This is a genomic window from Streptosporangium sp. NPDC004379, from assembly GCF_042873875.1.
Taxonomy (GTDB): domain Bacteria; phylum Actinomycetota; class Actinomycetes; order Streptosporangiales; family Streptosporangiaceae; genus Streptosporangium.
Map to the genome: position 1 here is coordinate 27,378 of NZ_JBIAMC010000020.1, position 21,556 is coordinate 48,933.

The following is a 21,556-nucleotide window of genomic DNA, read 5'->3' on the forward strand; positions in this document are numbered from 1 at the left end:
TTGGGGAACGACCCGACATTATGTCCTGTTGGTTATTTCGTCTAAGATCAATATTGCTATGATGTTATGTTCTGGGAGGCATGATGGAGCTGGGCCCGCTCAGGCAGTTCCTGGTGGTGGCGCGGCTGGAACACCTCAGCCGGGCGGCCGAGGAACTGCGCATCGCCCAGCCGTCGCTGAGCCGGACCATCGCCCGGCTGGAGAGTGAGCTCGGCACCCCGCTGTTCGACCGGAGCGGCCGCCTCCGGCTGAACGACGCGGGCAGGCTCTTCCGCGACCATGTCGAACGTTCCCTGGGCGAGCTCGACGCGGGACGGCGAGCCGTCGCCGAGGCCGCCGGCGGGGGACGCGGCACCGTACGGCTGGCGTCGGAGACCTTCCTCACCCTCACCGGCCCGCTGGCGGCCTACAGGCGGGCCCACCCCTCCGTCGAGGTCGAGCTCCACTGGTCACCGGCCGAGGACATGGCCCGCCGCCTGCGGGCCCAGGACGTCGACCTGTGCGTCGCCTCACAGTCGATCCACGCCGAAGGGCTGGAGTCGGTGCGGCTGTTCGACGAGGCGGTGGGGGTGGGCGTGCCGCTCGATCACCCGCTGGCGGGCCGTACGTCCGTGCGCGTCGACGAACTCGTCGGCCAGCACTTCGTCGCCGCCCGCGAGGGGCACTGGCAGCGGCGGCTGCTCGACCGGATCTTCGCCGCGCTGGACCGCACGCCGAAGATCGTCTGTGAGGTCGATGAGCTCGGCGCCATCGCGGAGCTGATCGGCGCGGGACTCGGCATCGGTCTCGTCCCCGCCTTCGCCCGCCGCAACGCCGCGCGTGTCCCCGGCGTCTGGATCGCCGTCGACAGTCCCGACTGCCGCCGCACGGTCACCCTGCACTGGGGCGCAGGCAGCCACCTGTCCACCGCCGCCCGCCTGATGCGCGCCACGATCACCGGCTGGGACTGGACCGCCGGCCGATCGCGGGACGAACACGGATGACGGGCTCACGGGGCGGCTCGCGGTTCCGGACGCCGGCCGTCACGGCGTGCGGTGCGGGTCGCGGCGCCCCTGACATTCCGGGGCGCCGTGTCGTCGTACCGGTGAGAGACCGGAGCGCCAGACCGAAGGGAAGGTACGGACAGCGATGACCACGCTACGCGAGGCGGACGAAGCCGGGATCAGGCGGCGGATCGACGAGATCATCGAGGGGTTGCGGGCCAAGGATCTGGAAGCCCTGCGGCGGCTTTACACGACGGACGTCGTGTCCTTCGACGTCGAGCCGCCGCTGCAGCACGTCGGGGTGGACGCGAAACTGAAGAACTGGGCGAAGGTGTTCGCGTTCTTCCAGGATGTGGATTACGAGGTCCGCGACCTGACGTTCACCATGGGCGACGACGTGGCATTCGGGCACGGCTTCGGCCGGCTCAGCGGCACGCTGAAGGACGGGACGGCGACGAACGGCATGTGGGTCCGGGCCACCTTCTGCTTCCGGAAGGTCGACGGCCGCTGGCTGATCGCCCACGACCAGGTCTCCGTGCCGTTCGACACGGCGAGCGGCAGAGGGGTGACCGACCTCGAACCCTGACGGGTCGTGGCAGGCGTGACGGCGGTCACGGCTCGCCGTAACCGACGGCCGTCTCTCACGGACGGGACGGACGCCGCCCGCGGGACCCGGGGTCACGGCCGGTACGGCGGCCCGTCTCCGCGGTGTTCACGATGACGCCCCTGAAAGGCCCGGGAACGTCTCTCCCGGGCCTCCGGGCCGCATCAGTTGCCGTCGCGGCGGGCGAAGCGGTTGAAGATGCGCTCCCCGGCGTTGACCGCGCCCTCGGCCACGTCGCGCAGCACGCCGATGAAGGGGTCCTGCGACTGCGACCAGGACTCACGATAGGAGCGGGCGGCGGCCTTGATCTCCTCGGTGATCTTCGCGTCGGCGTCGTCGGCCCGGCGGGGGTAGTCACCGCCGATCATGCGCTCGTAGTCGCCGCTGCGGCGCCACCTGTCGAGCTCGGCGACCCGCGAGACCGCGAACGGGTGGGTGGTGCCCAGCAGGTTGAGGACCTTCAGCAGGCCGTCGCGGACGTCGCCGGCCGTGTCGTACTCGCGGGCCTGGTCGAGGAACGCCTCGATGTTCATCTCGTGCAGGCGCGAGCCGCCGGCCAGCTTCATCAGCGCGCGCAGCGCGGCCTCCGGGTCCTGACCGCAGAGCAGACCGCCGCGGTCGGCCGACAGCTCCGACTTGCGGTGCCACTCCTCCAGCCCCGCGACGATGGCGCGCAGGCCGATGTAACCCAGCGGGATCCACGCCACACGGCTGGCCAGGCGGGTCAGGATGTCGAGCATGGTGCGGTAGACGGCGTGACCCGACAGGATGTGCGCGGTCTCGTGGCCGATGACGAAGCGCAGCTCCTCGGCGTCCATCAGGTCGAGCAGACCGGTGGTGACGACGATGAACGGGTCGTCGAAGCCGATCGCCTTGGCCTGCACCGCCGGGCTCTGCTGGACGTAGATCTCCGGGATGCGGTGGAGGTCGAGGACGTAGGCCGCGTCGCGGCCCATGTCGTGCAGGGCGCGGAACTGCGTGTCGCCGGTGCGCACGGCCGAGGCGAGATGGATCAGGCGCAGACGGCGCTCGCTGACCAGGCCGGACATCTGCTTGAGCACCGTGTCGAAGCCGCTGAGCGAGCGCAGGGCGACCAGCGCGGACCGATCAGCGGGATGTTCGTAGGCGCGGGAGCTTATGCCTGGCAGCTGCACGCGGTTGCGATCCGGGGTGGTGGTCATGCCCGGCATGCTACGTCGGACCCGCCTGGTGTGCGCGGGACCGGGGAAAGCTGGTCACAGGCCGCGCGCTAGGGTCCTTGCCATGAGGAACGCATCCGGTCGCGGGGGGAAGCGGCGCCTGGGCGTCATGGGCGGCACCTTCGATCCCATCCACCACGGCCACCTGGTGGCCGCCAGTGAGGTCGCCCACCACTTCGACCTCGACGAGGTGGTCTTCGTCCCCACCGGGCGTCCCTGGCAGAAGGCCGACAAGACGGTCTCCGCGCCGGAGGACCGCTACCTGATGACGGTCATCGCGACGGCCTCCAACCCGCGTTTCTCGGTGAGCCGGGTGGACATCGACCGGCCGGGGCCGACCTTCACCATCGACACGCTGCGGGAGATCTCCGCCGAGCGCGGCCCGGACACCGAGCTGTTCTTCATCACCGGGGCCGACGCGCTGGCGCAGATCCTGAGCTGGCGTGACATCGACGAGCTGTTCACCATCGCCCATTTCGTGGGCGCCACCCGGCCCGGCCACGTGCTGCACGACCCCGGGCTCCCCGAGGGCCGGGTCAGCCTGGTGGAGATCCCGGCGCTGGCCATCTCGTCGTCGGAGTGCCGCGACCGGGTGGCCGCGGGCGAGCCCATCTGGTATCTCGTGCCCGACGGCATCGTGCAGTACATCAACAAGCGCGGCCTGTACCGGCCGGAGGACGACTGAGAGGGGCCGCTCACGTCTCCGGGAGATCCTTCGGCCTCCTGCGTTCCTCCAGGGCGGCGAGGGCGGCGTCCAGGTCGGTGCCCGCCACGACGACCTCGACGTACCTGTTGGTCAGCCATCCGGCCAGCTGCGCGTTGAGGCCTCCCTCCCCGACGGCGTTGCGGAACTGCTGCGGCGTCACGGCCACGACCGCGTTGTCGTCATTGACGCGCATGTCGACGATCTCGGCGGGGTGCAGGGCGTTGGCGAGGTAGGTGCGCAGGTCGCTGGAGTAGGCGATGATCTCCATCCGCTCGGTGCGGGCGGGTCTGTTCAGGAGGCGTTGCGCGGCGTCGATGTGGGTGTTCTCGACACCCACGCACGCGCCCACCGCGTCCAGGTGCGGCTTCGTCGGGGCCACCACCACCTTGGCGCGGGCTCCCATGACCCGCTCGACGGCCGTCACGACGGCCCTGCCGTCGATGATCTCCTGTACCTGGGACGCCATCGCCCGTTCCGCCAGCTCGGAGGCGGTGATGGAGAGCAGCCACCGGCCCGGTCCACCGGCCGTGGCCGGTTGGAACTCCACGGTGAGGGCGGTGACGACGTCTCCCGGCCGCAGTCGCACCGGAACGACCCCCTCCGGGAGGTTGGCCGTGTCAGGGCGCCAGATCACCGCCTTGCGCGAGTACCCGACCCCCGCGTCGTGGAACACGCAGTCGAACCGGTCCGGTTTGCTGGCGGAGACGTACGCGGTGACGAGGGTGCCGCGGCGCGGTGGAGCGGCCAGGTTCGGCTGGCGATAACCGAGGGCGGGACGGCCCGTGACGCACTTCAGGTCGACGATGAACGAGGCGGCCTCGTCGGGGGTGATCCGCAGCGTGTCCGCCACCAACTGCGTCGGGGTCAGCCGTACCCTGTCGCCGCAGAACCCGCATCGAGCCTGGTTCCGCCGGATCTCCAACGACGGCCTGGCGTCCTTGAACGAGTGCCTGCCGGGCCGGGGACAGCTCCATCGGGTGGGATCGTCGTCGGCGGCGGAGCACCCCAGCCGGGACAGGACCGTCTCGATCGGCGTGGCGTTCGCCCGCGCCAGCTTCTCGTAGGTCGTCAGGTCGGCGACGGGCTCGACGACCTCGTACGCGTGCCGCTGACGGAGCCTTCGGTGCGTGCCGGCGCCACTCCGGATCCGGTGGAGGTCGACTCCCTGGCCGGGGGAATCCTTGCGCAGTGGCTCCGGTTCACGGCCGGTCGAAAGAAAGGGGAGGCGTTCCCGTCCGAGGTGTCGGATTCCGGACACGAGCGCGAAACACAGGAGAGCGGGCTTGACCCGGCCGGGTGGGACCATGCGCAACCGGTACGCGTGGCGGATGAGCGACACGTCCTCCGGGCTGAGTCGTGTTTCCGGATCGAAGGGCACGTGCGGCAGGTGACCGGGATCATCCCCGCCGACCTGGGCCCAGGTCGGTATCACCGCCGGCCGGCCCGCGTCGGTCAGCCCGCGGCCCTCGTCGTAGGTCCGTCCGAGGTCGAGCGGAACCCCCCTGACCTGTGCCTCGACCCATCGGCCCACCAGCCCGCAGACGGCCGCGTAGTAGGGGATGACATCCGGGTCGTCTCCGGCGACGAACGACATCCTGGAGCGCCGGTCGGCGATCGTCAGGCCCCGGCCGGTCCACGCTTCGATGACGGCGGCGACGTGGTCGCCGGGATCGGGGGGGAGGTCGACCGTGAGGGTGTTCGTCCGCGTCGGGGACATCGGCTCCGGCCAGACGACGGCTATCTGGCTATTCCGCTTCGCCACGATACTTACCTCTATATAGATTACGCCGTAGATTCGCTGACATAATCACACGAAATTAGTCTGCTCTTGGAGGGTCCGTGCTCGAATTGTCGGCCGTCATCAAGGAACTGCGTGCCGAGCTGACGAAGTCGATGGAATCGGCCGGGGGCGAGCGGCTGAGGTTCGGGGTGGGGCCCATCGAGCTGGAGATGACGATGGCGGTCACCCATGAGGCCGCGCTGAACGGCAAGGTCAGGTTCTGGGTCGTGGAGACCGGCGCGGACGCCAAGGCGGTCGACGTGCAGACCCACCGGGTGAAGCTCACCCTCACCCCCGAGTCGGAGGGCGGGTCACCGTACATCGGCGGCTACGGACAGGAGGGCGAGGACTGAACGGCGAACGCGCCGGGCAGGTCATCGTCGACCTGCCGAACGAGGAGAAACGGTACGGCTCGGGCTACCGTGTGACCTCCGAGGTGGTCCTGACCGCGGCCCACGTGATCAAGGACGCGCTGGACATCAACGTGCGTTTCACCGCGGACCGGACGCACAAACTGCCCGCGACGCCACTGTGGACGGAAGGTGACCTCGCGGCCCTGCGCGTCCCCTCGGAGGGCGCTCTCCCGCCGGTGCGCTACGGGCTGGTGGACCCCGGCGTCGCCACCGAGCTGCGGTGCCAGGCGGTCGGCTTCCCCCTGTGGAAATATCGTGAGAAGGCGCGGGTGCGGGACAGCGCCCAGATGACCGGGGTCATCCTGCCGCTGGAGAACCGGTACGGAGGCACCCTGGGCGTCGCCGTCGACCGCCCGCCGGCCGAGGACCGGACCGAGTCCCCCTGGAAGGGCATGTCGGGCGCCGCCCTCTTCGTCGGAGACAGGCTCGTCGGTGTCCTGTCCGAACACCACCCCCGCGAGGGAGCCGGGCACCTGACCGCCCTGCGGGTCGACTGGGCGTCGGCGCTGACGCCGGAGCAGCGGGCGGAGATCGGCTGCTCCGGGGCCGTCGTCGTCAACCCGCCGCCCCGGCGGAGGACCGACGACTACCTGACCCGGATGCGTCACGTGGTCCCCGCCGGAGGGCTCCGGGACCGCGACGGGGAGCTGGCGGAGCTGGCCGCCTTCTGCCGGGGCGAGGAACCGTACCTGTGGGTGCGGGGACGCCCGTGGTCGGGCAAGTCCGCGCTGGCCGCCTCCTTCGCCCTCGCCCCTCCGCCGGAGGTGCGGGTCGTCGCCTTCTTCGTCTCCGGCCCCACCGACGCCGACGCCGACGCCTTCCTCCAGGCCGTGAGCAGGCAGCTGGAGGCCGTCGCGGGAACACCGGGCGAGACGGCTCGGCTGGACGATCTGCTGGAGGAGGCGGCAGGCCGCTGCCGGGAGGACGGGGAGCGCCTGCTCCTGCTGGTGGACGGGCTGGACGAGGACGAGGGGCCGGACCACAGCATCGCCGCCCTGCTGCCCCACCACCCGCCCGAGGGGGTCCGGGTGCTCGTCACCGGCCGGCCACACCCCGGCGTACCCGGCGACGTGCCGTCCGGTCACCCGCTCCGCACCTGCCGTGTGCGGGAGCTGGCGCCGAACGCGCACGCCACACACATGGAGATCGAGGCCAAGAACGATCTCCAACGGTTGATCGGGGTTCCGCGGAACGGCGAGCTGCTGGGTTTCGTCGCCGCGGCCCAGGGCGCGCTCACGCGGGACGATCTCGCCGCGCTGACGGGTCTGCCGCGCTACGAGGTCGAGCGCCGGCTCGGCAACCGGGTCTTCACCCGGACCGACGACGGCTACCTGTACGCCCACGAGACGCTGTACCGGATGGCCGAGGAGTATCTCGCCCCCGGCCTCGGCGAGCACCGGAAGCGGATCCATGAATGGGCCGACTCCTACCGCGCGCGGGGCTGGCCCGAGGACACGCCCGCCTACCTCCTGCTCTCCTACGGCCGGCTCCTGACCGGCCCGCGCCTGGTGGACCACGCGCTCGACCACGCCCGCCACGAGCGGATGCGCGGCATCGTGGGCGGCGGGTCGGCCGCCGTCCGTGAGATCACCGCCGCCCAGCAGGCCGTTCTCGGCGAGGCCGAGCCCGACCTGCCGACCCTGGCGCGCCTGGCCGTCGCCCGCGACCGGCTCAGCGTGGCCACCTCGCCGCCGCCGTTGGAACTGCCCGTCGTATGGGTCAGGCTCGGCGAGTCCGGCCGGGCGGTCAGGCTGGCCCGCTCCGTCGTGGACGCGGACGCGCGCGCCAAGACCCTGGCGGCCGTCGTGAAGGCGATGGCCGAAGCCGGTGAGCCGGGCGCCGCGAAGGCCGTGGCGTGCTCCATCGACCGCGTGGAACAGCGGTCATGGGCCCTGGCGGCCGTCGTGAAGGCGATGGCGGACGCGGGCGAGACGAGCGCCGCGGAGACCCTGGCCCGGTCCATCGAGGAGACGGACCGGCGGATCTGGGCGCTGGCCGCGGTGGCGCGGGCGAGCCGGTCGGCCGAACTCCTCGACGAGGCGGAGCGGCTGATCCCGTCCGTCGTGGACCCGGACGAGCAGGCACAGGCGGTGGTCACCCTGGCGAGGGCCGCCGCCGAATGCGGCGACGTGGCGCGGGCCGAGGTCCTCGTCCACCGGATCCCGAACATGGGCCGGCGGGTGCCGGCGCTGAGCGCCGTCCTGAGGGCGCTCGCCGAAGGCGACCGCGACCGTATCCCGGCCGTCATGAAGGAGGCAGAGGAGGCGGCCGAGACGATCCTGCGCGAACACGGCCAGGACAGGGCCCTGGGCGCGCTGGTGACGGCCATCGCCCGCTGCGGCGACGTCGCACGGGCCGTGGCCCTGGCGGGCCGCCTGCCCCCCTACCTGCGGTCGTCCGCGCTGGCCGCGCTGGCCGGCGCCGTCGGCGCCGACGGTGATCCGAAACGCGCCGAGGGGCTGGTTGAGGCCATTCCCCTCGACTCCCGGCGCGTGCACGCGCTCTGCGCCCTGGCGAAGGAGGTCGCCAGGCAGGGTGACATGCGGTGGGCGGCGGACCTGGCGGAGGAGGCCGAGGCGCTGACCCGCGGCGTCGCCTCCCCGGTACGGCGCGTCCGGGCGATGGTCGCCGTGGCCGAGGCGTTCGGCGCTTGCGCGGATCCCCGGGCGGAGACCGTGGCCTCGGCGATAGACAGCCCCCACCACCGCGTCAGGGCGCTCGCCGCGGCGGCCGGGGCGACGCCGGATCCCGGCCGGGCGCGCGATCTGGCCGAGCAGGCGGAGGCACTGGCTCGTACGCGGGCGCCGTCCACCCCCTGGGCACAGGCGCCGGCCGCCGTCGCGGAGGCGTTCGCGGCCGTCGGGGACCTCGACCGGGCCGAGGAGCTGGCCCTCGCGATCCCCGAGCCGGCCGTCAGGACGAGGGTGCTGACCGGCCTGGTGAGACTGCTCGCCGGCCGGGACGTGGCACGGGCCGAGGCCGTGGCCCGCGAGCGGGTCTCCGCCGCCGAGGACCGGGACAGGGCGCTGGCGTGGGTCGCCGGGGCGCTCGCCACCCGTGGAGAGCACGACCGGGCCGAGGAGCTGGCGCTGTCGCTGTCGAGCGCGGACCTCCGGGCACACGCGCTGGCGCTGGTGGTGAGGGAGAGCCCCGACATGAGACGGGCCGTCGCCGTGGCGCGGAGGATCTCCCACGCCGACCGGCGCGACCAGGCCAGGGTCGGGCTGGTCCAGACCATGGCCGCCCGCGGGGAGCTCCGCCGGGCCATGGCTCTGGCGCGTGAGCTGAGAGCGGCGGACCACCGCGCGAACGCGCTGCTCGCCGTGGCCACGGCGAGCGGGGGAGGCATCGGCCACGACCTGCTGAAGGAGGTCGAGAGGCTGGTCCGGCGGGTCCCGGACGAGGGCAGGAGGACCAGGCTGCTGATCTCCCTGGTGAGGGCGCTCGCCGGCGCCGGCCGGCCGGGAGACGCCGAGCGTCTGGCCCGCGCCATCCCGTCTCCCGAGAAGCGGGAGGCCGCGCTGGCCGACGTGGCGGCCGCGCTCGTCTCCCGGGGGGAGGTGCGAAAGGCCCTGTCCATGGTCCGGAAGATTGTGGCGCCGTCCTCCAGGGCACACGCGTACGTCGCCGTGGTGCGGGCGCTCTCCGAGCGCGGTGACGTGGCCGCCGCCTTCGAGGTCGCCGCGAAGGAGATCCCCACGGCCGACCACCTGGCTCACGCGTTCACGGTCCTGATCAGGGCGGATCCGGGCGGCGGGGCCGGCGGGAAGAGCGGAGAGGGCGGCAAGCGCAGGGCCGGCGGGAAGCGCGGGGACGGCGGGAAGCGCGGGGCCGGCGGGAAGCGCAGGGCCGGCGGGGACGGCGGGGCGATGATCGCGGAGATCGTCAGGCGGCTGGAGTTCCAGTTCCCCGCCCGCATCACCCATCCGGACCGGCAGCTCATGGCCTTCGTGGAGGCGCTGCGGGCCATCACGGACGGCGCGGGGCCGTCAGCCGCGCGTGGCCTGGCGGACAGGATCGAGGAGCTGGCCGCCAGGATCGAGGACGAGGATCGGCGGGCGCAGATCCTGATGGCCCTGGCGAGGACCGTCGAGCCGCCCAGGGCCCGGCGGCTGCTGGCGCGCGTGCTGAGCGGACCGGCCTGGACGGCCGCCCTGAGCGCGCTGCACGAGGCGGAGCCGCGGGCGCTCCCGGCCATCGCCGGGGAGTTCCTCCACCCCCGCCCCGGCTGACGTTTTCGCAGGTACGGCCACCCGCCGGCACGCCCCCGGCGGGTGTCCCGCGACGCCGGAGGGTTCCACGGTCTCCCCACGGCCCGCGGGTCACCCACCGCGGCTCTCCCGCGGACGCCCGCCCGGCGGGCGGCGGGAGTCCACGGTGTGGAATCGGGTGGCACACGACAGGCGTTGTAATGGGGTGGTAACACCGTTAGGCGCCGCGCTCCGGTGGTTTCCGGGAACCACTCTGATGGGGCACCCTTGGAAGCCGACGGTGCCGACTACAGGAGGACTGACCGACACGTGACCGCAACCGACAGATCCGTCCAGCTCATCAGGATCGCCGCAGAGGCCGCCGCGGACAAGCTGGCCGACGACATCCTCGCCTACGACGTGAGCGACCAGCTCGTCATCACCGACGCGTTCCTGCTGTGCTCCGCCTCCAACGACCGCCAGGTCCGCGCCATCGTCGACGAGATCGAGGAGAGGCTGCGGCTCCAGGCCGACGCCAAGCCCGTCCGCAGGGAGGGCGAGCGTGAGGGCCGCTGGGTCCTCCTCGACTACATCGACATCGTCGTGCACGTCCAGCACGAGGAGGACCGCACCTTCTACGCGCTCGAGCGCCTGTGGAAGGACTGTCCCTCCATCTCCCTGCCGGACAGCGTGGCCCAGGTCGCGGCCCAGCGCGCCCGCCGGGCGGTATCTGAGTGAGCCGCCGTGTCGTCTGCCTGAGGCACGGCCAGACCCTCTGGAACGTCGAGAAGCGCTTCCAGGGGCACACGGACATCCCGCTGGACGAGACGGGCCTGGCGCAGGCGGCCCGCGCCGCGTCACTGCTCGCCGCCCTCAGGCCCACCCTGATCGTCTCGTCCGACCTGCGGCGGGCGTACGACACCGCCTCGGCGCTCGGCCGCCTCACCCGTCTCGAGGTGGCGGTGGACAAGGACCTCCGCGAGAGGGGCGGCGGCGAGTGGGAGGGGCTGACCCGCGCGGAGATCGCCGCCGGCTGGCCCCGGGAGTTCGCCGACTGGGAGGCGCCCGGCGGCGAGCCCGTCACCCACGTCGCCGAGCGGGTGTCGGCGGCGATCCGCCGCTGGGCGGATCGCCTGGCGCCGGACGGGCTGCTGGTGGTCGCCTCCCACGGGGCGGCGATCCGCCTGGGCATCGCCCGGCTCATGGGCCTGCCGGAGGAGTTGTGGCCGGCCCTGGGCGGTCTGGGCAACTGTTCGTGGTCGGTCCTGGAGGAGGGCCGCAAGGGCTGGCGCCTGACGGAGCACAACGCCGGCACCCTCCCCGAGCCGGTGCAGAGCGACGACAGTCCCGAGGCGACGCAGTCCTGACGTCGCGCGGGCCCGCGGCCACCCGCGGCCCCGCCGGCGTCGGCCGGTGCCGGTGCCGTACGGACCCGCGGCCCCGCCGTCATCGGCGTGATCGTCTCGCCGCCCGGATCCGCGCCCGGCCGCGCCGGGTGCGGGCCGTACCGCGGCGATTAGGCGATCGTGCCGGATCCCTATATGCTTCCCAAGCGCCGCGACGAGAGCACTCGGAGCGGTGACCAGGGGCTATGGCGCAGCTGGTAGCGCGCCTCCATGGCATGGAGGAGGTCTGGGGTTCGAATCCCCATAGCTCCACCGAAGGGCGGTTCCCGAAACGGCCCGGAAGTGCTGACGAGATCCCGTCCGATCGGTTCGATCGGGCGGGATCTCGCCGTTTCCCGGCTGATCAGGTCGCCGTCGGCCGTTCCATCGCCCCAAGCCCCTACCCGAGGGTCGGGGACGCCTTCGGGAGTGGAGAGCCGAGCAGGGCCGTTCGGGTGAGCTCGGCCTTGTTGCCCAGTCCCAGCTTGGCTCGCACCCTGCGTAGATAGGTGTCGACGGTGTGCCTGCTGATGCCCATGCTCTGAGCGATCTGCTGCTGGGTCAGACCATCGGCGATCCGCTGGAGCACCTCGTTCTCCCTGGCCGACAGGTCAGGATGGAGGGCGGGCCGGGGATCGTCTTCCGGCTCATGACGGAGGATCGCCTCCGCGACCCTTTCGGCGAGGCCGCCATGCTCCCCGTGGGTCACCAGGACCAGGACGGGCGTGACCGTGGCGATGTCGATGCCCTCCTCGTGGAGGACGCTCAGGAGCCCGTGGTGGAGGATCGGCGATTTCGGGACGACAGAGATCATGGTCATGTCGGCGCTCCAGCTCGGTGAGGGACCTGACCAGCATGTGGCACGGGGACGGTGCGGAACATCGCAGAAAACCATGATTTCCGCGACCGGCCGCATCAGGGATCGTCGTGGTGGTCACATCCAGCCGTCGAGGGCGTTCTTCATCCCGATGCGGGAGGCGACTCCGAGTTTGGTGAAGATGTGTGACAGATGGGACTCCACGGTGTGGATGCTGATCGAGAGCCGCTGGGCGATCTGCTTGTTGCTGCATCCCTCTCCCGCCAGCTCGGCGACCTCCATCTCACGGCGTGAAAGCCCGAAGGGCCGTGTCCCGCCGCCCGAGGGCGATGACGCGTGCGCGCCGCTTCCACGCTGTTCCCGGACGGACTCGGCCAGCAGATGCCTGGATCCACAGCGGACGAAGATCTCGGCTGCCCGGTGCAGCGCCGCATGGGCGGGGCCGTGCCTACCGGCGGCGGTGAAGGCGGTGCCCGCGCACAGCCATGCGCGTCCGGCCTCGATCCAATGCTCGGCACGGGCGAACCCCTCGGCCGCGCGCGCCGCCTGCTCGGCCGAGGCGGCGGGCTCGCCGAGCCGCAGCGCGTGAGCGCGGCACAGCTGGGCGGTGGCCAGGGCGGGAGGTGGGCCGCCCCGGGAAAGCCGGGTGGCGCGCTCGGCCCACAGCGTGGCCTGCTCTCCCCGGCGCCGGGTCATCTCAGCGAAGGCCATGGCCTCGTAACCGGTCAGAAGGGTGCTCCTGGCGAGCACGCTCCTGGCCGGGGGCGCACACACCTGTGCCAGCACCTGCGCACCCCGATCCACCTCCCCGGCGTTGATCAGCGCCCGCGCACCGGCGTAGCGGGCGGTGGCCGCCCACGACTCCGTCTCGCTCTCGCACAGCCGCATGACCTCCTCGCCGTGTCGCAGAGCCTCCTCGTGCCGCCCCGACCATGAGGCCACCAGACAGAGTTCGGTCAGCCCGAAGGCCAGCAACTGCACCGAAGACAGCGATCTTCCGATCTCGGTCGCCTCGTCGGCCGCCATCTCCGCCGCCGACAGCTCACCGAGCTGCCAGAGCGCCCGAGCCTGTCCTGCCAGAAGGTTCGGCAGGATGTAGTGCTGGCCCATCGTCCTGGCCACGGCGACGGCGTGCGAGAACCGGGCCCGCGCCTCCTTCTGGCGGCCCAGCAGCGTCTGCGACCAGCAGAACCAGGCGAAGGCGTCGATCCATTCGGCCAGGTGCTCGTCCGAGGTCTTGTCCGCCAGGCGCTCGGCCGCCTCGGCATGCAGGAGCGCTTCGTTCAGCCGCCCGGCCGCGTAGGCCGTCATGGGCCGCAGCGCGGCCACGGCCATGGCCATGCCCGGCGCTTCCTGAGTGGAGATCTCCGGTATGAGGTCGAGGTAGTGCTGGGCCGTTCGCACGTCGCCTCGCATGAGGTTGTCCCCGACCAGCCGTAGCCGCAACGGCACCGCGGCACGCAGCAGGGGGTGGGGCATACGGTTGAGCTCCGCCGTCAGCAGGTCCCGTCCCTTCGTCGGCCGGCCCAGCATCCGGTCGAGCATGGCCGAGTGCCGGACCACCGCCGCCCGCCGCGCGTGGTCGGTGCGGGGCAGCAGGTGCAGCGCCTCCTGGGCCGTGCTCCAGCCCTCGTGGAGCTGACCGCTGACCGCCTGCAGCCTGGCCAGCTCCGTGAGGATCTCGATCCGATCCGGTTCGTCCTCCGGAACGAGGCGCAGCACCGCCTGAAGCCAGCGCGCCGCCGTGGTCGGGGCGTGCTCCTCGACCGACCGAGCGGCCTGTTTCAGCGTTTCGATCGCACCGCGGTCGCCCGGCCGGGCCGACTGCACCAGATGGTGGGCGCGCAGCGACGCGGGCGCGCCCACCGTGACCAGGTAGGCGGCGATGCGAGCGTGCGCGCGGACCCGCCAGCCCGCTCCGGCGGAGCCGTAGACGGCGTTCCTGATCAGCGGATGGCGGAAGCGGAAGCGGCCGGCCGACTTGGCCGGGCGGATGACGTCACGGGCGGCCAGCAGGTCTATGCCCTCGGTGACCGTTTCCTCTGGCAGCGCCGTGGCCGCTTCCAGCAGCGCGGGCTCGAACTCCTCGCCCGCCACCGCCGCGCCGTAGGCCACCAGCAGCGCGTCGGACGGCAGCGCGTCGAGTTCGAGCCTGAGCGCGGCGCGCAGGTCGGCGGGCAGCTCGGCCGGGATGGTCTCGGCCATGGCCTGCCGCCCCAGACGGGCCAGGACCTCCAAGTAGAACGGGTTTCCACTGCTGGCCTCGTGCAGAGCCCGCAGCCGGGCGCGGCTGATCGTCTCGCCGAGGAACTCCGCCACCTCGGCGCTGCTCAGTGGGCCCACGGCAAGCCGATGGTGATGCTCGGCACTGGTCTGTACCAGTTTGGCAAGGGAAGGAGAGGTTTGCGTGGGGCGGTAGGCCATCGCCATCAGCACGCCGCCGCCGGGCGGGTGGCGCACCAGGTAACCGAGCAGTTCCGCCGAGGCGTCGTCGGCCCAGTGCACATCGTCCAGCACCAGGGCCAGGCCACCGGGGGACGCCAGTTCCTCCAGCACGCCCCGGACCGCTCGGTAGAGGCGGTTGCGGGTGAACGCATTCAAGCCGCCTGGTACGTCGACGGCCGGCTCCCCGGCCAGAACGGGGAAGACGGAGGCCAGAACGGGGATCGCCGCCTGGCCGACGCGGTCGCCCAGCTCTTCGCGCAGGCTCTCCAGCCGTTCGTCGAGGGCATCGACGATCAGGGCCAGTGGCAGGTCGCACTCGAACTCCGAGGCCAATCCCCTTGCCACGCACATGCCCCGCTGCTCGGCGCCGGACGCCACCGTGTCCAGCAGCCGTGACTTGCCGATCCCCGGCTCGCCGGTCAGCGTCAGGACCTGGAATCGCCCGGCGAGCGCTGCCGCCAGTACGTCATCGAGCACCGAGAGTTCGCCTTGCCTGCCTACGAGACGCCTGGCACGACTCTCCACGTCCGACCTCCACCAGCGCGAGATCAAGGATCTTCACGATAGTGCCGAGCGAAGAGGCCTGACCATCCGAGTTGTCCTGTCTTTTCGTGACTGTCGGGAAAGTGGCCCCGCCGAGACCCTAGAGACATCACCAACGAAAGGAAAAAGCCATGAAGGCTCCGTTCGGTCTGGGAATCGCCCGCACGGCCCCCGCAGAGACGACCACCGAGCTGGTCGGCGCGTACGACACCGACCAGCAGGTGTGGGTCGGCGGCGACGCCGCCTCCGCGGGCTACTGCACCAAGTTCAAGGTCTGCGCGCTGGGCGCCTGCGTCACCTACAACCGGCAGCTCTGGGACACCGGCCCCATCGGCTGCTGACCCCCGCCGACCCCCTCGGAGATCTCCGGAGCAGCCCTCCCGGCGCTCCGGAGATCTCCGTTCCCGTCCATCCCCACCGAGCGGGGCCACAGATGCAGAGCACGCAAATACTGATCTTCACCAACACCATGGATTCGCACGCCGACGTCGTCATCAAGAAGTTGATCGGCCGGGGGCATGAGCCCGTGCGGCTGAATTCCGACCACCTGCCCGACGCGGCAGCGATCAGCACCGAACTGGGCGACCGGAACTGGACGGGCGGTTTCCGGTTGAGCGCCGGCCGGGCCGTCGACCTGGAGCGCGTGCGGTCGGTATGGCTGCGCCGACCGCACCCCTACGGCGTGTCGGCCGAGCTGAGCCCGCTGGAGCGCGCCTTCGCCGTCGCGGAGCTGGAACAGACCATGGGCGGACTGCTGGCCTCGCTCGACTGCTACTGGATGAGCCGCCCAGGCGATGTCAGGGCGGCGAGCTGGAAACCCGAGCAGCTGAGACGGGCCGCCGCCATGGGCTTCGAGGTGCCGCGCACGCTCATCACCACCGATCCGGAGGCGGTGCGCGCCTTCCACGCCGAGTGCGGCGGGAGAACGATCTTCAAGAGCATGGCCGGGCCCTCCGCGCTCGTCTCCGTCGAGACGGACGCGGAAGCGGTGACCGGTCCGCCACCGTCCCTGGAGATGCCGACGACCCTGCTCGGAGAGGCCGAGCTGGCGGCGTTGGAGGCCGTCCGCCTGGCCCCCTGCCTGTTTCAGGAGTACGTCGACAAGGACAGGGAGCTGCGGGTGACCGTCATCGGAGACGAGGTCTTCGCCGCCGAGATCCATTCGCAGGAGCGGCCGGAGACGGCGGTGGACGTGCGGCGTTTCGACGTGGACGTCCCCTACCGCGCGGCCCGGCTGCCCGACGAGACGGCCGCGCTCTGCCTGGAGTTCGTGCACAGCTACGGCCTGACATTCGGTGCGCTGGACCTCATCCTGACTCCGGACGGACGCTACGTCTTCCTGGAGAACAACCCTGTGGGCCAGTTCTTCTACGTCGAGGAACGCGTGCCCGAGCTGCGCATGACAGACGCGCTGGCCGGCTGCCTGATCAACGCGGGCGGCCCGTCGTGAGAGGGGAGGCGGTGACCGCCGCGCTGGCCGAGCTGGAGAGCCTGCGCGGAGGCCGGGCCGTCGCCCTGCTGGCCGACCGGCTGGACGCCACGCACGCCTACATCCTGTACGAGTGCCTGCGAAGCCGCGACCGCGCCGAGCGCCTGGATCTCGTCCTGCTCACCAGCGGCGGCGACGTGGACGCCACCCGGCGCATCGCCCTGCTGCTGCGCGAGCACGCCGACCGGCTGGCCGTGCTCGTTCCCGACCACGCCGAATCCGCCGGCACCCTGCTGTGCCTGGCCGCCGACGAGCTCGTGCTGGGCCCGATGGCGCAGCTGGGACCGATCGACCCGCACATCTCCGCCCTGGGAGAGCAGGTCTCGGGACCCGGCCGCATCTCCGCGGAGGACATCAGGCTCCTGCCCCGGATGGCCGGAGAGTGGTTCGGCCTGGACGAGCGGGCCGACCGGCTCCAGGTGTTCTCGGCCGTCAGCCAGCGCCTGTTCCCCACGACGCTGTCCACCTTCTACCGCGCGGACCGCAACATCCGCAGGGCCGCACGCGAGCTCATCGCCTGCCAGAGGCCCGGCCTGGACGCGGAGGAACGCGCCCGCATCGTGGAGGAGCTGGTCTCGGGCTACGACAGTCACGGCCACGCCATCACCCGCGCCGAGGCCATACGGCTGGGGTTGAAGGTGACGGCGCCGAGCCGGAACGAGGAGGAGCTGATGTGGCGCTGCACCGAGCCGCTGCGCGAGTGGTACGGGCGCAGCGACGAGAACGGCGGCCTGCTCAGCCTGGTGGCCGACGCCAGGGGTTTTCGCGCCAGCCGGCTCCTCACCACGCCCACACCCGACCAGCCGCCCCGCCCGTACTGGGAGTTCGACCCCACCGGAGGTGAACGCACATGCTGACGCCCCTGTCCGAGCACGCGCTGATGTTCTTGCGCCTGAGTCTGACGTCGGTCTTCGTGCTGGCGGTCGTGGCTAAACTGCGTGACCTGCCCGCCTTCGTGAAGGCGACCGGCGACCTGTCCGGCTTGCCCGCTCGCGCGGCCCGTCCGGCGGCGGTCGCGGTGGTGGCGGCCGAGGGCGCCGCCGCCTTCATGACGGGGGCCGGCGGCGCCGCGCTGCGCTGGGGCCTGCTGCTCGCCGCAGTGCTCCTCCTGGTGTTCTCCGCCCAGCTCACACGGGCGCTGCTGAGGGGGCGGCGGATCTCCTGCAACTGTTTCGGCCGTGGTACGCAGCCCATCTCGGCGCTCGACCTCATCCGCAACGCCGGACTGATCACCTGCGCGTGCGCCGCGCTGCTCCTGCAGGCGTCGGCGCCGCGCCAGGGCGTACTCCAGGCCGACGCGCTCGCGCTCGTCACAGTCATGGCCGCGCTGTCCGTCACCGTCTGGCTGCGCCTGCCGGATGTGAGCCTGATCCTGCGTCCGGGGCGGCGGCCGGCCACCGCGAAGGAGAGCATGTCATGACCACGACGGCGATGTTCGCCCTCACCTGGGCCGCCCTGCTGGGCTCGGTGACGCTGACCCTGCGCATGGCGGCCAAGCTCCGGTACGCGCTCGATCCCTTCCGCCATCAGCCGGCCGACCTCACGCTGCCGGAAGGGGCGTCCGCGCCACCCTTCTCCGCACTCACGCTCGACGGCGCGGTGGTGGACACCCAGGACTACGCCGAGCGCGCCCTCACCCTCGTCTTCGTCTCCACTCATTGCCCGAGCTGCCGTGAGCATCTGCCGCACATGAGGGTGCTGTGGCGGCTGGCCGAATCCGCGGGCAGCGAGCTGGTGATGGTCGTTCTCGACGAGGAGTCCGGCAGCCGCGCCGAGGCGGAGCGGCTGGTCGCCGAACATGCCATACCCGCCAGAACCGTACTGGCCGCTGCGGATCACCCGCTGCGTGAACGGTACAACCCGCGTCAGGCCACTCCTCTGTACTGCCATGTGGAGTCAGGCGTGGTCCGCAGCAGCGGGCCGCTCGGCTCGGAAGGCTGGCAGAAACTCGTGCGTGGCTGGCAGTCGAACACGGTGGGCGCGCGATGAGAGCGGCGTGGGAATGCGAAGGAGCCGTCAAACGGTTCGCGGAGCGGACCGCCGTGGACGGCGCGACCTTCCGGTGCGGACACGGGCAGATCACCGCGCTGCTGGGGCACAACGGCGCGGGAAAGTCCACGCTGTTCCGGGCGGCTGCCGGCCTCGTACGGCTCGACGAGGGTGCCATGCTGGTCGCCGGCCATCCACCCGGCGGCGCCCGAGCCCAGCAGGCTCTCTCCTACATGCCGGAACAACCCGATCTGTACCCGGGTGTTTCCGTCTGGGAACACGTCACCTTCATCGCGTTGGCCTACCGGCTGCCCGCGTGGGAGCCGCGCGCCCGCCGGCTGCTGGAGCGCTTCGAGCTCACCGACCGCCTCGACGCACTGCCGCACGAGCTCTCGCAAGGCCTGCGGCGCCGGCTCGCCCTCGTCATGGCGCTGCTGCACGGGGCCGAGGTGCTGCTGCTCGACGAGCCGTTCAACGGCCTGGACCCTCACAGCGCCGCGCGGTTGCGCACCATCCTCGGTGATCTCGCGGCGGAAGGGGCGGCCGTCGTTGTGACCACCCACATCCTGCATGACGCGCAGCGCATCGCCGATCAGGTGATCGTGCTCGAGCGCGGACGGGTCAAAGCCGGCGGGGACCTCTCCAGCCTCGCGCGCCAGGCCGGGCTGCCCAGCCGGACCGGGCTCGAAGAGGTCTATCTGGCGCTGACGTCGGAGACCCGATGAAGGCGTTCGCGGCCGCGGGCCGCGCCACCGGTTACGTCTCCTTCGCCGGTTGGTCCCGGCGGGTACGCGGACTACGCCCGTGGCGGATGCTGCTGCTGACGGCGGCAGCGGCCGCGGTCGCCCTGCTCCAGCTCAGGCTGCCCGCGTTCGCGCCGCGAGGCCAGGACGGCATGGCCGTCCGGATGGTCTCCGCCGCGCCGCTGATCCTGCCTCTGCTGTTGCTGACCGCCACGCGCCGCTCTCCGCTACGGCTGTCGGTCGGCGACGTCTCGTGGCTGCTGACCGCTCCCGGAGGCGGTCGTGCCGTGCTGGCCCGGCACCTGCTGGCCGGGCCGGCGCGCTTCTCGCTGATGGTCCTGACGACCGGGGCGCTGTCGCGCTGGGCCGCGGGGCTCGACCCGGCACCGGCCTGGCGGCCGGCCGCGGCCTGCGCCGTGCTGCTCCTGCTGCTCAGGCTGGTCACGTGTGGGCGCCATCTGCTCGCGCTGGGGCCTGCCGCGGCCCTCAGGGCCACGCGTGTCACCGGAGCGGTCTGGGGGGTGGCGATGCTCTCGTCCTACGCCTCCGATCTGCCCGCGGCGGCGTGGGTGCGGCTCGCGCCGCTCGTGCAGGGGCTGATGGGTTCGATGTTCGAACCGGCGCCGGGGTCGGCCCCGCCGCTGACGGCCGCCCTGGTGGCGCTGGTGTGCGTCGCGGCTCTGCTGGTGGCCGCCGCCGACGGGTACCAGGAGCCCGCCGCCGCGGCGGCTTGGGAGGCCGCGGGAGCGCGGGAGGTCCTGAGCCGTTCCGGCAGCGGCCAGGAACTGGGAGCCGAGCGGTTCCGTCCCGGGGTGGCCTCGCTGGGGCACCGGCCGGTGTTCGCCGCAGAGCGGGCGGTTCTCTACCGGGCGCTGGCGCAGGAGCGGCGGGTGCTGGCCGATCATCTCGTGATGCCCGCGGTGCTGCTCGTGGCGACGGTGGGGCTGCTGGTGACGGTCCCCGCGTACGCCTGGGTGCCGTTGCTCCTCGCCGTACCGCACCTGCTGGGCGAGCACCTCGTCGGAGGCCTGGCCGTGGAGCGCGACCACGACTTCGTGCCCGTGACGGGGATGCGGATGAAGCGAGTCCTGATCTGGGCCAACGTCCTTCCCACAGCGCGCACGGCGGCGACGCTGGAGGTGCTGTGGCTGCCGCAGATCCTCTCGCCCGTGCTCGCGGTGGACCTGTGGTGGGCCGGTGTGCTGCTGGCTCCGGTCACGGCCGTGCTCATCGTGGGCGCGGGCGAGCTGGCCGGGGCGCTCGCCGAACCGATGGCCGCCAGGTTCGTGCTCGCGCTGGGATCGTGCGCGCTCGGCTGGGTGCCGTGTGCGACCCTGCTGGCCTCGCACGCGCCGATCGCCGCGGTGGCGAGCCTGTCACTGGCGGCCGTGGTGACCTGCTCGGGTGCGGCCCGGCTCGTCACCTCGCCCGCCGGATGGCGAGGCTCGCGCTGATCGGCGTGGAGGGCGGCGACGAGGAGCCGTCTCCATGTGACGTGGGCCGCCGGTACGGAGGTCCCGGTCTCTCAGAAGGCGGTGATGGTGGCCGGGGCGCGTTCGGCACGGCTGAGCGCCCGCAGGACGCCGGTCGGGCCGTGACGGCGCACGGCCAGGCGGGCCAGCAGGCCGATCACCGTGTCGGCGGCGCCGGGCGGAAGCGCGGGTGTCGCGACGCCCACGCTGACCGCCAGGTCGTCGGAGTGGACGGCGAGCTCCATCATCCGGGTGATGAGCATGTCGTCGAGCGTCAGTGACCACGGTCCCCACAACGAGATGCGCACCGGCCGGTTCTCCGCCGAGGCGAGGGCGCCGTCCAGTTCTGCGAGGGCCGCGTCCACGCGCGCCACCAGCGCCGCGTGTCCTTCGGCCGAGACCTCCCGGCCGCCTCGCCGGATGCGGACGTTGATGTCGTCGTCGAGGCTCGCGCCGATCCAGTCCACCCGGGTGTAGTGCTCCAGCAGGGCGATGGTCTCCTCCTGCGGCACCGGCCCGGTCAGAAGCGGCGGGATGGCCAGGATCTGGTAGGCCAGGTGTCCCGCGAGACCGGCCACACCGAACTCCGGCAACGCACTCGGCCGGCTCCAGGCGGCGGCGACCTCCGGGCCGCGCAGCAGATCGGCGGCCGAGCGGGCGGTGGACAGGAAATCGGCTCTGGTGCCGGTCATTCACCTACTCCTTCCAGTGAAACTCCACCCGTCATTGTCAGCTTCTCGGCTGTAAACGACCGAGCTTGCAGCTCCTCGCCGTCGATGGCGTCGACGGTCCGGTCCG

At 72.0% G+C, this 21,556-nt stretch carries 19 protein-coding genes and 1 tRNA gene; 15 read left to right on the forward strand and 5 right to left on the reverse strand.

Translation table 11 applies throughout. From position 1 onward, the window contains the following. Window positions 1–80: 80 nt before the first annotated feature. Together ACFYSC_RS31725 and ACFYSC_RS31730 are read left to right on the forward strand one after the other, a co-directional pair. Complete coding sequence (locus tag ACFYSC_RS31725; RefSeq protein ID WP_389968956.1) at window positions 81–983, forward strand: LysR family transcriptional regulator; 903 nt, start codon at window positions 81–83, stop codon at window positions 981–983. A gap of 145 nt (window positions 984–1,128) precedes the next feature. Beyond that, entirely contained in the window at window positions 1,129–1,569 is a 441-nt protein-coding gene (locus tag ACFYSC_RS31730; RefSeq protein ID WP_389968958.1) for a YybH family protein, read from the forward strand. A 182-nt stretch (window positions 1,570–1,751) separates the two neighbouring features. Here ACFYSC_RS31730 and ACFYSC_RS31735 read toward each other — a convergent pair whose 3' ends face one another. Beyond that, window positions 1,752–2,777, reverse strand: a complete 1,026-nt coding sequence (locus ACFYSC_RS31735; protein WP_389968960.1) for a M48 family metallopeptidase — start codon at window positions 2,775–2,777, stop codon at window positions 1,752–1,754. A gap of 73 nt (window positions 2,778–2,850) precedes the next feature. On the opposite strand from ACFYSC_RS31735, the gene nadD reads away from it, so the two are divergent. Continuing rightward, window positions 2,851–3,471: a nicotinate-nucleotide adenylyltransferase gene (gene nadD, locus ACFYSC_RS31740; RefSeq protein WP_362937512.1), complete on the forward strand. Its 621-nt coding sequence runs from the start codon at window positions 2,851–2,853 to the stop codon at window positions 3,469–3,471. Between the two features lie 10 nt (window positions 3,472–3,481). Here the strand turns inward: nadD and ACFYSC_RS31745 are convergent, their stop codons facing one another. After that, window positions 3,482–5,254 carry a hypothetical protein gene (locus tag ACFYSC_RS31745; RefSeq protein WP_389968962.1) on the reverse strand — a complete coding sequence of 591 codons (1,773 nt, stop codon included), beginning with the start codon at window positions 5,252–5,254 and terminating at the stop codon, window positions 3,482–3,484. 77 nt (window positions 5,255–5,331) lie between these two features. Between ACFYSC_RS31745 and ACFYSC_RS31750 the strand changes: the two genes are divergently transcribed. From ACFYSC_RS31750 to ACFYSC_RS31770, 5 genes are all read left to right on the forward strand, one after another. Then, window positions 5,332–5,625 (forward strand): trypco2 family protein, encoded by a 294-nt coding sequence (locus ACFYSC_RS31750; RefSeq protein ID WP_362937518.1) that lies wholly within the window; start codon window positions 5,332–5,334, stop codon window positions 5,623–5,625. A 32-nt stretch (window positions 5,626–5,657) separates the two neighbouring features. After that, window positions 5,658–9,917 carry a trypsin-like peptidase domain-containing protein gene (locus ACFYSC_RS31755; RefSeq protein WP_389969113.1) on the forward strand — a complete coding sequence of 1,420 codons (4,260 nt, stop codon included), beginning with the start codon at window positions 5,658–5,660 and terminating at the stop codon, window positions 9,915–9,917. A gap of 288 nt (window positions 9,918–10,205) precedes the next feature. Further along, on the forward strand, window positions 10,206–10,613 hold the full coding sequence (gene rsfS, locus ACFYSC_RS31760; protein ID WP_362937521.1) for a ribosome silencing factor: 408 nt from the start codon (window positions 10,206–10,208) through the stop codon (window positions 10,611–10,613). Continuing rightward, window positions 10,610–11,242 carry a histidine phosphatase family protein gene (locus ACFYSC_RS31765; protein ID WP_389968964.1) on the forward strand — a complete coding sequence of 211 codons (633 nt, stop codon included), beginning with the start codon at window positions 10,610–10,612 and terminating at the stop codon, window positions 11,240–11,242. Before rsfS ends, ACFYSC_RS31765 begins: the two co-directional genes overlap by 4 nt. Before the next feature lie 218 nt (window positions 11,243–11,460). Continuing rightward, window positions 11,461–11,533, forward strand: a tRNA-Ala gene (locus ACFYSC_RS31770). 127 nt (window positions 11,534–11,660) lie between these two features. Here the strand turns inward: ACFYSC_RS31770 and ACFYSC_RS31775 are convergent. Both ACFYSC_RS31775 and ACFYSC_RS31780 read right to left on the reverse strand, forming a co-directional pair. Further along, window positions 11,661–12,080: a LuxR family transcriptional regulator gene (locus ACFYSC_RS31775; protein ID WP_389968966.1), complete on the reverse strand. Its 420-nt coding sequence runs from the start codon at window positions 12,078–12,080 to the stop codon at window positions 11,661–11,663. A 114-nt stretch (window positions 12,081–12,194) separates the two neighbouring features. Further along, window positions 12,195–15,047 (reverse strand): AAA family ATPase, encoded by a 2,853-nt coding sequence (locus ACFYSC_RS31780; RefSeq protein WP_389968968.1) that lies wholly within the window; start codon window positions 15,045–15,047, stop codon window positions 12,195–12,197. A gap of 149 nt (window positions 15,048–15,196) precedes the next feature. On the opposite strand from ACFYSC_RS31780, the gene ACFYSC_RS31785 reads away from it, so the two are divergent. From ACFYSC_RS31785 to ACFYSC_RS31815, 7 genes are all read left to right on the forward strand, one after another. After that, window positions 15,197–15,406 carry a hypothetical protein gene (locus ACFYSC_RS31785; RefSeq protein ID WP_389968970.1) on the forward strand — a complete coding sequence of 70 codons (210 nt, stop codon included), beginning with the start codon at window positions 15,197–15,199 and terminating at the stop codon, window positions 15,404–15,406. 92 nt (window positions 15,407–15,498) lie between these two features. After that, complete coding sequence (locus tag ACFYSC_RS31790; RefSeq protein WP_389968972.1) at window positions 15,499–16,515, forward strand: MvdC/MvdD family ATP grasp protein; 1,017 nt, start codon at window positions 15,499–15,501, stop codon at window positions 16,513–16,515. 11 nt (window positions 16,516–16,526) lie between these two features. After that, window positions 16,527–17,411 (forward strand): hypothetical protein, encoded by an 885-nt coding sequence (locus ACFYSC_RS31795; protein WP_389968974.1) that lies wholly within the window; start codon window positions 16,527–16,529, stop codon window positions 17,409–17,411. Beyond that, window positions 17,405–17,974, forward strand: a complete 570-nt coding sequence (locus ACFYSC_RS31800; RefSeq protein ID WP_389968976.1) for a MauE/DoxX family redox-associated membrane protein — start codon at window positions 17,405–17,407, stop codon at window positions 17,972–17,974. The genes ACFYSC_RS31795 and ACFYSC_RS31800 overlap by 7 nt, the downstream gene beginning before the upstream one ends. Next, complete coding sequence (locus tag ACFYSC_RS31805) at window positions 17,971–18,543, forward strand: peroxiredoxin family protein (RefSeq protein ID WP_389968977.1); 573 nt, start codon at window positions 17,971–17,973, stop codon at window positions 18,541–18,543. Before ACFYSC_RS31800 ends, ACFYSC_RS31805 begins: the two co-directional genes overlap by 4 nt. 53 nt (window positions 18,544–18,596) lie before the next feature. After that, on the forward strand, window positions 18,597–19,268 hold the full coding sequence (locus ACFYSC_RS31810) for an ABC transporter ATP-binding protein (protein WP_389968979.1): 672 nt from the start codon (window positions 18,597–18,599) through the stop codon (window positions 19,266–19,268). After that, window positions 19,265–20,740 carry a hypothetical protein gene (locus tag ACFYSC_RS31815; RefSeq protein WP_389968980.1) on the forward strand — a complete coding sequence of 492 codons (1,476 nt, stop codon included), beginning with the start codon at window positions 19,265–19,267 and terminating at the stop codon, window positions 20,738–20,740. Before ACFYSC_RS31810 ends, ACFYSC_RS31815 begins: the two co-directional genes overlap by 4 nt. 71 nt (window positions 20,741–20,811) lie before the next feature. On the opposite strand, the gene ACFYSC_RS31820 is transcribed toward ACFYSC_RS31815, so the two are convergent. After that, the gene (locus ACFYSC_RS31820) at window positions 20,812–21,450 is read right to left on the reverse strand and encodes a maleylpyruvate isomerase N-terminal domain-containing protein (RefSeq protein ID WP_389968982.1); all 639 of its coding nucleotides are present in this window, start codon (window positions 21,448–21,450) and stop codon (window positions 20,812–20,814) included. Between the last annotated feature and the right edge of the window lie 106 nt (window positions 21,451–21,556).

Coding starts and splice junctions, on each gene's coding strand:
- ACFYSC_RS31725 (WP_389968956.1), top strand. CDS start 81: ATGATGGAGCTGGGCCCGCTCAGGCAGTTCCTGGTGGTGGCGCGGCTG.
- ACFYSC_RS31730 (WP_389968958.1), top strand. CDS start 1,129: ATGACCACGCTACGCGAGGCGGACGAAGCCGGGATCAGGCGGCGGATC.
- ACFYSC_RS31735 (WP_389968960.1), bottom strand. CDS start 2,777: ATGCCGGGCATGACCACCACCCCGGATCGCAACCGCGTGCAGCTGCCA.
- nadD (WP_362937512.1), top strand. CDS start 2,851: ATGAGGAACGCATCCGGTCGCGGGGGGAAGCGGCGCCTGGGCGTCATG.
- ACFYSC_RS31775 (WP_389968966.1), bottom strand. CDS start 12,080: ATGACCATGATCTCTGTCGTCCCGAAATCGCCGATCCTCCACCACGGG.
- ACFYSC_RS31785 (WP_389968970.1), top strand. CDS start 15,197: ATGAAGGCTCCGTTCGGTCTGGGAATCGCCCGCACGGCCCCCGCAGAG.
- ACFYSC_RS31790 (WP_389968972.1), top strand. CDS start 15,499: ATGCAGAGCACGCAAATACTGATCTTCACCAACACCATGGATTCGCAC.
- ACFYSC_RS31800 (WP_389968976.1), top strand. CDS start 17,405: ATGCTGACGCCCCTGTCCGAGCACGCGCTGATGTTCTTGCGCCTGAGT.
- ACFYSC_RS31805 (WP_389968977.1), top strand. CDS start 17,971: ATGACCACGACGGCGATGTTCGCCCTCACCTGGGCCGCCCTGCTGGGC.
- ACFYSC_RS31815 (WP_389968980.1), top strand. CDS start 19,265: ATGAAGGCGTTCGCGGCCGCGGGCCGCGCCACCGGTTACGTCTCCTTC.
- ACFYSC_RS31820 (WP_389968982.1), bottom strand. CDS start 21,450: ATGACCGGCACCAGAGCCGATTTCCTGTCCACCGCCCGCTCGGCCGCC.